Origin of the sequence: Bacillus sp. 1NLA3E, assembly GCF_000242895.2 — a bacterium.
Classification (GTDB): Bacteria; Bacillota; Bacilli; order Bacillales; family Cytobacillaceae; genus Bacillus_BU.
Genome location: NC_021171.1, coordinates 4,804,789 through 4,815,602 on the forward strand (window position 1 = coordinate 4,804,789; position 10,814 = coordinate 4,815,602).

Sequence of the window (10,814 nt, forward strand, 5' to 3'; positions counted from 1 at the left end):
TTCTAGTTTAACAGAGCCTTGTTAAAAATAATGATGGTAACTATAAATAAGTGTTACAATCACACCAGAAATTACTATACTAGGGAGTAAATTTGCTACACGAATTTTTGTTATTCCAGCTAAGTTTAACCCAATAGCAAATATCATTACACCACCAGTAGCAGTCATTTCCAAGATAAAACTATCCATTAAGGCTTGTGGGACAAAACGATCAATTTGAGTAGCAAACGTGGCTATCACACCTTGATAGAGAACAACTGGAATAGCTGAAAATAACACACCAATCCCTAATGTGGTTGTTAAAATGAGTGCCGTGAAACCATCAATAATTGCTTTTGTATATAGGACGTCATGATCTCCACGAATTCCACTATCTAAGGCTCCAATAATACCCATTGCACCAATTACAAAAATAAGGGTCGCTGTTACAAAACCTTCTGCAATACTTCCTTCACTTTTTGAACCACCGATTTTATTTTCCAGCCATAATCCTAGAGAATTTAGCTTATTTTCCAAGACAAAATATTCCCCAATGACTGTTCCAATTACAAGGCTAAGGATGACAATTAAGAAATTTTCACTTTTAAAGCCCATTTGTAATCCTAAAACCATGACAGCCAGTCCAATAACATGCATAACTGAATACTTCATTTCTTCTGGAATGCGCTGAAATAATTTCCCTAACATGGTTCCAATCACGATTAATAAACCATTTACAATTGTTCCTAATAAAAACATCCTCGTTCCCCTATCTTTTCATTCGAAGTACGAAAAATTTTAATAGTACTAAACTACCACTATTGCATGGGGTTTTCTACCTATATTTCGATTTTATTGTAATAAAATAAGCCAACAATTAAGTTGGCTATGATGGAAAATGAGCTGTTTCTAGTAATTCAAGAATCCGTTCAAGATCTTCTTTTGTAAGAAACTCTATTTCGATTTTCCCTTTGTTTTTCGATTTTTTTATATTAACTGTCGTGCCAAAGCGTTCACGCAAATAAGATTCTTGTTCTACTATAAAGATATCTTTCTTTTGCTTTTCCTTTTTTGTTTCACGTGAAACATTTTCGTTTAACTGTTGAATGTACTGCTCAAGCTGGCGGACGTTAAGATTGGCTTTTATTATCTTCTCAACAACTGCAGGAATGTTTTCTTTTTTTCTTAACCCAAGCAATGCCCTGCCATGCCCCATTGAAATTTCACCCGAAGATATTAAATCCTGAATTTTATTTGGAAGGGACAATAAGCGAACTAGGTTAGCAATATGTGGTCTACTCTTACCAAGCCGTTTTGCTAATTCCTCTTGGGTTAGCCCTAGCTTTTGCATGAGCATTTGATAGGCAGATCCTTCCTCAATAGGAGTTAAATCTTCCCGCTGGAGATTTTCAAGAACCGCTAATTCCATCATTTGCTGCTCAGTTAAATTCCTAACAACCACTGGGATTTTTTCAAGTTTGGCTTCCTTAGCAGCACGGAAACGTCTTTCTCCGACAACAATTTCATAGCCTTTTATACTCTTTCTTACAATGATTGGTTGAAGAATACCATGCTCAAGGATTGATTGTTTTAATTCCTCAATTGCTTCTGCTTTAAAAATTTTCCGTGGTTGATATGGATTAGGACGAAGCTCTTTTAACATAATTTCTTGTACCGTTTCTTCTGCCTCAGCTTCCATATTTGTAAAAAAGGCATTCAGCCCTTTTCCTAATCCTTTAGCCATTAACAACCACTTCCTTCGCCAGATCTAAATAAACCTCGGCCCCACGAGATTTCGGATCATATATAATGATTGGTTCCCCGTGGCTTGGTGCCTCGCTCAGGCGTACATTTCTTGGGATAATAGTTTGATAGACTTTATCTTGAAAATATTTTTTTACCTCTTCAATGACTTGAAGGCCTAAATTTGTTCTTGCGTCAAGCATGGTTAACAATACACCTTCAATTTTCAAATCATGATTAAGATGCTTTTGAACAAGTCGGACTGTATTTAAAAGCTGGCTTAATCCTTCAAGAGCATAATACTCACATTGAACAGGAATAAGGACAGAATCTGCAGCAGTTAAGGCATTAAGTGTCAATAGACCAAGTGATGGAGGGCAATCGATGATAATAAAATCAAATTGATCCTTAACCTCTTCTAAAGCTCTTTTTAAACGAACTTCACGTGAAATAGTCGGTACAAGCTCAATTTCCGCCCCAGCTAATTGAATCGTAGCAGGGATTGCAAACAGATTTTCAACGACAGTTGGCATAATGACCTTGCTTGCTTCTACATCGTCGACTAGAACATCATAGATACATTGTTCTACCCCAGCCTTTTCAACACCAATCCCACTTGTCGCATTCCCCTGTGGATCGATGTCTACTAACAAGACCTTTTTTCCTATGTATGCTAAGCAGGCGCCTAGATTAACTGAAGTGGTCGTTTTCCCGACCCCTCCCTTTTGGTTCGCGATGGCAATAGTTTTGCTCACGACGTCACCTACCTTCATTTCCAATAAAGTGAAACTCCTCAAAGGGGATTACTCCGCTATGAAAGGTCTTTTTCTAAGTTACATTTTGTTAAATAATTACCATAAAAACGGCTAAACTTGCAATCATGTATTCTATTTTATCATGAAAAGGATAAGAGAATCGTCTTTTTATTAAAAATCTTGTTAGCTAGTTTGGTAGAAAAAGGGGTTTATTTTGACTAAAAAAGCACATTTTTTCCGGACATCTTATTAATTTCACGTGAAAACAAATAAAAAAGCGAAGAGGAAGCAAGTTGAACTTGTTTTCCATCTTCGCATTTAAATATTTCTTCTAATTATTTCTAGCCTTATTTCTTTTTGGGAATTCGAATCGTAAATTGGTAAAAATCTTCAAATTCCTCTTCTTCTGCATTTAAATTAATCCCGCTGTCTGACACCATTGTTAGTGATTGACGAATGGTATTAACAGCAATTCTCATGTCTTTACTGAATGCTTTTCGTTTCGGCTTTTGTTTTATATCGGTTTGATCAAGCATTTTCACAACGCGATCTTCCGTTTGTTTCACATTTAAGTTTTTTTCAATAAGCTCATTAAGCAATTGGACCTGTTTTTCTGGATCCTTTAAAGGAATGAGAGATCGGGCATGTCGTTCAGTAATCAGTTTATTTAATAGTGCATCCCGGACTTCTTGAGGTAACTTTAGAAGACGAAGCTTATTGGCAACAGTTGACTGCCCTTTTCCAAGTCGTTGAGCAAGAGCTTCTTGAGTCAAATTGTGAAGTTCAAGAAGTTTACCATATGCCACTGCTTCTTCAATAGGAGATAATTCTTCCCGCTGAAGGTTTTCAATTAAAGCAACTGATGCTGTTTCGGTATCATTTAAATTTTTGATTATCGTTGGAGCTTCTAGCCAACCGAGTTTTTTCATTGCTCTCCAACGACGTTCCCCAGCGATAATTTCAAATCGATCATTTTCGAATTCTCTTACAACAATCGGTTGAATAATCCCATGGGTATGTATGGTTCTTGCCAATTCTTCAATTTTATCATCATCAAAAACTGTTCTAGGTTGAAAACGGTTCGCAACTATTTTGTTTATCGGAATTTTTCTTATCTCCTCATGCTCACTCGTTTCCTCAAGCTCACTCGATTGCTCTTCATCTATGCCAATCTCAACCTGTTCCCCCTTTTCGCCCAGGCCAAAAAAGCGTGAAAAAGAATTCTTCATCACCCAGCACCACCTTTACGAAACTCCCTAAAATAGATTCTCTATATAACATTAAGATTCCTGCCGAGCTTCTATCCCATTAAACAAATTATGCCACAATACGAAGAAAAAAGGTATCCTATTCAATTGGTGTTTTATTAGGAGTTCCTGGTTTTCTCGGATATTGCTTTGGAGTGGATTTCATTTTGTTCACAATTAACAAATTCCGTTCACTTTCCTCTATAGGTAGCATGAAGGAATGAACAGTAGTTAATTTTCCACCCATAACTGTAATTGCTTTATTGGCTGCTTCAAGTTCTTCTGATGCACTTTGAGCCTTCATCGCAATGAAGGTTCCTCCCACTTTAGCAAGTGGTAAGCAAAGTTCTGTTAACACTGACATTCTTGCAACAGCTCTCGCCATCACAACGTCATATTGTTCACGATGTTTAGGGTTTCTCCCAAATGTTTCAGCCCGATCATGAATAAACCGAACATTGTCTAGTTTTAATTTATCTGCTAGATGTTCTAAGAAATGGATCCGTTTATTCAAGGAATCCACAATGGTTACATGAATATTAGGAAAGGCTATTTTAATTGGTATACTTGGAAATCCAGCGCCAGCGCCGACATCACAAATATTTAATGGTTGATTAAAATCAAAGTAAAAGGAAGCTGAAATGGAATCGAAAAAATGCTTAAGATAAACGGATTCTTTTTCCGTAATAGCAGTTAAGTTCATCTTTTCATTCCATTCAACCAGTGTTTGATAATATTGTTCATACTGTTCGAGTTGGTGAGGAGAAAGACTGATCCCCTTCTCCGCCAACATCGTTTGAAATTGCTCTATATTCATAGGAAATGCCTTCCTTTTTTACAAATTAGGCTCTATTAAACATGTCTGTTGATTTCCGCTGCAGGCACTAGCGCACCTTAGGGGCGGGCGGTGAGCCTCCTCGGCGCTAAGCGCCTGTGGGGTCTCACCTGTCCCGCTGCTCCCGCAGGAGTCTCGCTGTATCCGTTCCAATCAACAGAATGCTCAAAAATCAACATTGTTCTTTAACACATCCAAAAATTAAATTAATCCCTTGAAACACGTACTATTTTTCCTTGTTCAATATAAACCAACAAAATTGAAATATCGGCTGGATTCACCCCTGAAATTCTTGATGCTTGGGCAATTGATAACGGTTGAACTTTCTTTAATTTCTGACGTGCTTCAGTTGCTATGCCTGTTACAGCATCATAATCAATATTTTCAGGGATTTTTTTGTCTTCCATTTTCTTTAATCGGTCAACCTGCTGTAATGACTTCTCAATATAACCCTCATATTTAGTTTGAATTTCAACTTGTTCTTTAACTTCTGAATCAAGTAAAACTTCACTTGGTATAAGGAGGTCAATATGATCATAGGTCATTTCAGGACGTTTCAAGAGATCAGATGCTCTCACGCCATCCTTCAGCTCACTTCCACCTTGCGCTTTAATAAGCTCTTGGACTTGCTCTGTCGGTTTAATAAAGATAGAATTTAACCGTTTTTTCTCTTCCTCAATCATTTCTTTCTTTTCCAAAAATCTTTGGTAACGATCTTCTGAAATTAATCCCATCTGATGACCAATTTCCGTTAAACGTAAATCAGCATTATCGTGACGTAATAACAAACGATATTCTGCCCTTGAAGTTAGTAATCGGTATGGTTCATTCGTTCCCTTTGTCACAAGATCATCTATTAATACACCAATATAGGCATCAGATCTACCAAGAATCATTTCTTGTCTAGCTAATGCTTTTCTTCCTGCATTAATTCCGGCAACTAATCCTTGGCCTGCTGCTTCTTCATAACCAGATGTTCCATTAATTTGACCTGCAGTAAAGAGATTTTTAACCACTTTTGTTTCAAGTGTTGGCCAAAGCTGGGTCGGAACAACAGCATCGTATTCAATTGCATATCCAGAACGCATCATTTCAGCGTTTTCAAGACCTGAGATAGATCTAATAATTTGCCTTTGAACGTCTTCAGGAAGACTAGTCGACAATCCTTGAACATATACTTCTTGGGTATTGCGTCCTTCTGGTTCCAAGAAGATTTGATGGCGCGGTTTATCATTGAATCGAACCACTTTATCCTCAATCGAAGGACAGTAACGCGGACCTGTTCCTTTTATCATCCCCGAAAACATAGGAGAACGATGTAAATTGCTATCAATGATATGATGCGTATTTTCATTCGTATACGTTAACCAGCATGGGAGCTGATCGGTAATAAATTTCGTTGTTTCGTAAGAAAACGCACGAGGAACTTCATCACCTGGTTGAATTTCTGCCTTACTATAATCAATAGTATGACTGTTGACCCGTGGAGGCGTTCCTGTTTTAAAGCGAACTAATTCTAAGCCTAGCTCTTGTAAATGCTCAGATAATCTTACGGAAGGCTGTTGATTATTAGGACCACTGGAGTATTTCAAATCTCCAATAATGATTTCTCCCTTTAAATACGTACCCGTTGTGATAACCACAGTCGTCGAACGATAAATTGCTCCAGTTTTTGTAATCATCCCTTTGCATACTCCATCTTCAACGATTAGAGTTTCAGCCATTCCCTGGAGCAAGGTGATGTTAGGCTCATTTTCAAGTGTTTTTTTCATTTCATGCTGATAAGCAAACTTATCAGCCTGTGCACGTAATGCTCTTACAGCTGGACCTTTTCCAGTATTCAGCATTCTCATTTGGATATAGGTCTTATCAATATTTTTTCCCATTTCCCCACCAAGGGCATCAATTTCCCGAACGACAATTCCCTTTGCAGGTCCCCCAATTGATGGGTTACATGGCATAAATGCAACCATGTCTAAATTGATGGTGATTACTAAAGTTTTTGCTCCAAGGCGTGCTGCAGCAAGTCCTGCTTCACAGCCAGCATGCCCTGCACCGATGACAATCACGTCATAATTTCCGGCCTCATATTGCATTAAGATAATCTCCTAACTGTTTCAAATTATTTCTGGCGCCAGTCCATACGTAGGCTTTGGCTTTTTATTTATCCAGCTCCAAGCGCCATCGGCTTGATGGTCATAAGCTAATCACCGACAAACAGGCGCCCTACGCTTTTTCTTATTTTCCTAAACAAAATTGAGAAAAAAGTTGATCTATTAGACTTTCATGAACGCTTTCTCCGATGATTTCTCCAAGTAATTCCCATGTTCTCGTAACATCGATTTGCACAATATCAATTGGGATCCCAATATCTATTCCATTAATTGCTTCCTCGATTGCATGGACGGCTTGATTTAATAAAGCAATATGGCGACTATTAGAAACATATGTTAGATCACCAGACTCTATTGAACCAGAAAAAAACAATGAAGCAATCGCTTCCTCAAGCTCATCGACTCCACGATCTTCTAATAACGAAGTCGTAACAATTTTATGGTTTAATGCTAGTTCATTAACAGTTTCCATATCTATTTGCTGCGGTAAATCTGTCTTATTTATAATCACGATAACATCCATGCCTTCAACTGCTCGAAAAATATTACGGTCCTCTTCTGTGAACTCATCAGAATAATTTAATACAAGTAAAATTAAATCTGCTTCTTTTAAAACCTGCCTTGAACGTTCAACACCAATTCTTTCTACAATATCCTCTGTTTCACGAATTCCAGCAGTATCCAAAAGCTTTAACGGTACACCGCGTACATTCACATATTCCTCAATCACATCTCTGGTTGTTCCAGGGATGTCCGTAACAATCGCCTTGTTTTCATGAACTAAGCTATTTAACAATGATGACTTACCAACATTCGGACGACCAATGATTACAGTTGAGAGGCCTTCACGGAGAATTTTCCCTTGCTGAGAGGTTTGTAAAAGCTTCTCAATTTCATTTCGAACATATGTAGCTTTTTCAATTAACATCACATGAGTCATTTCTTCCACATCATCATATTCCGGATAATCTATGTTAACCTCGACTTGGGCGAGGATTTCTAAAATTTCCTGGCGAAGCTTTTGAATCAATTTAGAAAGGCGACCTTCCATTTGCCCCAATGCTACATTCATGGCTCGATCCGTTTTAGCACGAATTAAATCCATTACGGCCTCGGCCTGAGATAAGTCAATCCGTCCATTCAAAAATGCTCGTTTTGTAAATTCTCCTGGTTCTGCAAGTTGTGCGCCATAGTTTAATACTAATTGTAAAACTCGATTAACAGACACGATTCCACCATGACAATTTATTTCAACAACATCTTCTTTTGTAAAAGTCCTAGGGCCCTTCATCACAGAAACCATGACCTCTTCTACTACTTGCTCTGTTTTTGGATCAATCAAATGTCCATAATGAATCGTATGTGATTGCACACTCGCTATCCTTTTTCCATTCACTCCCCGAAAAAGCTTGTCAACAATTGAAATTGCTTCATCCCCGCTTAATCGGACAATTGCAATCGCTCCCTCTCCCATTGGAGTAGAAATTGCAGCAATTGTATCAAATTCCAAATTGTTTCACCTCCATATCAACATTTTTCCTTCTATATTATCCGTGACCTGTTTATCATTCATCAATTTCCGTTTGTATCCCTAAATTACTAGAATAACACAAGCTACTTTCATACAAAAGTCCTATCAAGTTGTTATCCACAACAAGGTTTTATTATGACTTATTTTAACTTATCCACATGTGAATAACAATAAAACCCACCATTTTACCCTTTCTTTTTATCTAATAGTTGTCCTGCTGTGATTAGTTAATTTATTAAAGTTAATTTATTGCAAAAAAAAACCACTCCTGAGGAATGGTTTTTATTTTGGTGCTATAACAATATGGCGGTACGGTTCTGTACCATCTGAAAAAGTTTTAATTTTTTTATTATCGACTAAAGCTGAATGAATTACTTTTCGCTCATATGAAGGCATTGGTTCTAGAGCAACATTTTTCCCTGTTTTCACAGCTTTTTGTGCTAGTCGTCCAGCTAATTGGATCAATGTTTCGTTCCTTCTTTTTCGATAATCTTCAGCATCTAACATAACAGTTAAATATTGATCTGAAAAACGATTTAATACTAGCTGTGTGAGATATTGGAGGGAATTTAACGTTTGTCCTCTTTTTCCAATCAAAAGAGCAATTTTTCCTCCTGATAAAATGAAGTAGATATGCTTCCCTTCACGGATACATTCAATTTCAACGTTTACTCCCATTTTATCACTTACTTCAGCAATGTATTTCTTCGCTTCTTCGATTGGATCAATAATTACAGTTACTTTTACGACAGCTGGACGGGAACCAAATATTCTGAAAATGCCTTTTTTTCCTTCATCAATGATGACTACTTCTGTGCGGTCTTTTGTTGTCTTTAATTGAGCTAAAGCTTCTTCTACTGCTTCCTCGACTGTTTGTCCTGTAGCAGTTACTTGTTTCACTTTTTTGCTCCTCCCGCTTTACCAGTTTCCACAGTTTTTTTCAAATCAGGCCCTTTAATAAAATAAGTTTGCGCAATCATGAAGATATTTCCGACCACCCAATATAAAGAAAGGGCTGCTGGAAATTTAACTGCAAATACAATAATCATTATTGGCATCATCCAAAGCATCATAGCCATCTGTGGATTTTGATTAGCTGTTCCAGCCATCATCATCTTTTGTTGAATAAAAGTAGTGGCACCAGCAATAAGTGGTAAAAGATAAATTGGATCCGGAGCACCTAAATCAAACCATAAAAAGCTATGTTCCTTAATTACCTGTGTCCGGGAAATAGCATGATAAAAGCCAATTAATACTGGCATTTGAATGACTAATGGAAAACAACCAGATAATGGATTAACCCCATGTTTTTGGAACAAGGACATCGTTTCTTGTTGTAATTTTTGTTGAGTCTGTTGATCTTTTGATTTGTACTTTTCTTTCAGTGCATTCATTTCTGGCTGTAATGCTTGCATTGCTTTCGAGCTTCTTGTTTGTTTAATCATGAGTGGCAAAATGGCTAAGCGCACCAAAAGAGTAACCACAATGATCGATAAACCAAAACTTCCACCTAAAAATTCAGCCGTCTTCACAATCAATAAAGATAACGGGTAAACAATGTATTCATTCCAAAAGCCACTGCTTTCTGCTGTTATTGGTAGGTTTGTTTGAGCACAACCTGTCATAACCGACATTAAAGCAACCAAACCAATAATTAGAACTATTCGTTTTTTCAAGCGTTTATCCTCCTCACTTCAAAAATGTTCATTTATTAATAAAGAAGAATCGAAAGATCCCCTGCTTTATTTTTTTGTTTAAATCAAACTGTTAGCCGCAGCTTACCTGGGACTCAAGACTTATTCATAAAATACACACTATTTTATCTTATCATCTTTTATTAGAAAGCGCTTTTAAATGTTTTCATTTTCCCTTTTGTTTTCAGGTATTCTGTTTAAAACTTTTGAAAGCTTTAAAAGATGAATAAGACTGCTTTTTATTTCATGAAATTCCATTTCAGCTGCTGGTTTCCTCGCAATAATGACATAATCATTCTCTTCTTTAATGAAATCCTTTAATTCAAAAAAGGATTGGCGAATTCGCCTCTTTATCCTATTACGCATAACGCTATTACCGATCTTTTTGCTGACTGAAAGGCCAATCCTAAACTTAGATTGTTCATTTTTCTTCAGAACATAAATAATAAACTGTCGGTTAGCAAAGGATTTTCCTTGCTTGAAAACAATTTGAAAATCTTTATTTTTTTTAATTCGAAATTTCTTTTTCAAAACATTACACCCTCAATCCCGGAAGGATCTATGTATAAAAAATAAAAAATAGCTAAAGGCGCTTAGCTTTTGACTATAGACAAGAGCTGATTGCGCCTGAAGCCAAACACTAGAAAGTTCAATATGAGAAAAAAGACCACTGACGTTTCAGTGGCCTAGGCTGATAATACTTTTCTTCCTTTACGACGACGACGCGCTAGAACATTACGTCCGTTTGCGGAGCTCATACGGCTACGGAAACCGTGAACTTTACTATGTTTTCTCTTGTTTGGTTGATACGTTCTTTTCATATATTACACCTCCCTGAGGAATAACTGCTAAAGACAGTCCTTTAAATTATAAAGATGAAGCATAGCGAATGTCAACTATTTTTAAAAAAATTTCT

At 37.0% G+C, this 10,814-nt stretch carries 11 protein-coding genes; all 11 read right to left on the reverse strand.

Annotated elements, in window-relative coordinates:
* Positions 1–21 precede the first annotated feature (21 nt).
* The 11 genes from B1NLA3E_RS23065 to rpmH all read right to left on the reverse strand — a co-directional run bounded on the left by B1NLA3E_RS23065 (position 22) and on the right by rpmH (position 10,719).
* A complete protein-coding gene (locus tag B1NLA3E_RS23065; protein WP_015596222.1) occupies positions 22–738 on the reverse strand; it encodes a DUF554 domain-containing protein in 717 nt (238 codons plus the stop codon).
* 127 nt (positions 739–865) lie between these two features.
* The gene (locus B1NLA3E_RS23070) at positions 866–1,723 is read right to left on the reverse strand and encodes a ParB/RepB/Spo0J family partition protein (RefSeq protein WP_015596223.1); all 858 of its coding nucleotides are present in this window, start codon (positions 1,721–1,723) and stop codon (positions 866–868) included.
* Positions 1,716–2,477: a ParA family protein gene (locus B1NLA3E_RS23075; RefSeq protein WP_015596224.1), complete on the reverse strand. Its 762-nt coding sequence runs from the start codon at positions 2,475–2,477 to the stop codon at positions 1,716–1,718. The genes B1NLA3E_RS23070 and B1NLA3E_RS23075 overlap by 8 nt, the downstream gene beginning before the upstream one ends.
* A 347-nt stretch (positions 2,478–2,824) precedes the next feature.
* Positions 2,825–3,706, reverse strand: coding sequence for a nucleoid occlusion protein (noc, locus tag B1NLA3E_RS23080; RefSeq protein ID WP_015596225.1), 882 nt, complete (start codon positions 3,704–3,706; stop codon positions 2,825–2,827).
* Positions 3,707–3,824: 118 nt separating this feature from the next.
* The gene (gene rsmG / locus B1NLA3E_RS23085; protein ID WP_015596226.1) at positions 3,825–4,541 is read right to left on the reverse strand and encodes a 16S rRNA (guanine(527)-N(7))-methyltransferase RsmG; all 717 of its coding nucleotides are present in this window, start codon (positions 4,539–4,541) and stop codon (positions 3,825–3,827) included.
* A 224-nt stretch (positions 4,542–4,765) separates the two neighbouring features.
* Positions 4,766–6,655 carry a tRNA uridine-5-carboxymethylaminomethyl(34) synthesis enzyme MnmG gene (gene mnmG, locus B1NLA3E_RS23090; RefSeq protein ID WP_015596227.1) on the reverse strand — a complete coding sequence of 630 codons (1,890 nt, stop codon included), beginning with the start codon at positions 6,653–6,655 and terminating at the stop codon, positions 4,766–4,768.
* A 142-nt stretch (positions 6,656–6,797) separates the two neighbouring features.
* Positions 6,798–8,183, reverse strand: a complete 1,386-nt coding sequence (gene mnmE / locus B1NLA3E_RS23095) for a tRNA uridine-5-carboxymethylaminomethyl(34) synthesis GTPase MnmE (RefSeq protein ID WP_015596228.1) — start codon at positions 8,181–8,183, stop codon at positions 6,798–6,800.
* Positions 8,184–8,486: 303 nt separating this feature from the next.
* The gene (gene jag, locus B1NLA3E_RS23100) at positions 8,487–9,104 is read right to left on the reverse strand and encodes an RNA-binding cell elongation regulator Jag/EloR (protein ID WP_015596229.1); all 618 of its coding nucleotides are present in this window, start codon (positions 9,102–9,104) and stop codon (positions 8,487–8,489) included.
* Complete coding sequence (gene spoIIIJ / locus B1NLA3E_RS23105) at positions 9,101–9,838, reverse strand: YidC family membrane integrase SpoIIIJ (protein WP_236619690.1); 738 nt, start codon at positions 9,836–9,838, stop codon at positions 9,101–9,103. The genes jag and spoIIIJ overlap by 4 nt, the downstream gene beginning before the upstream one ends.
* Before the next feature lie 216 nt (positions 9,839–10,054).
* Positions 10,055–10,429, reverse strand: a complete 375-nt coding sequence (gene rnpA, locus B1NLA3E_RS23110) for a ribonuclease P protein component (RefSeq protein WP_015596231.1) — start codon at positions 10,427–10,429, stop codon at positions 10,055–10,057.
* A gap of 155 nt (positions 10,430–10,584) precedes the next feature.
* The gene (rpmH, locus tag B1NLA3E_RS24560) at positions 10,585–10,719 is read right to left on the reverse strand and encodes a 50S ribosomal protein L34 (protein WP_015596232.1); all 135 of its coding nucleotides are present in this window, start codon (positions 10,717–10,719) and stop codon (positions 10,585–10,587) included.
* Positions 10,720–10,814: the final 95 nt, after the last annotated feature.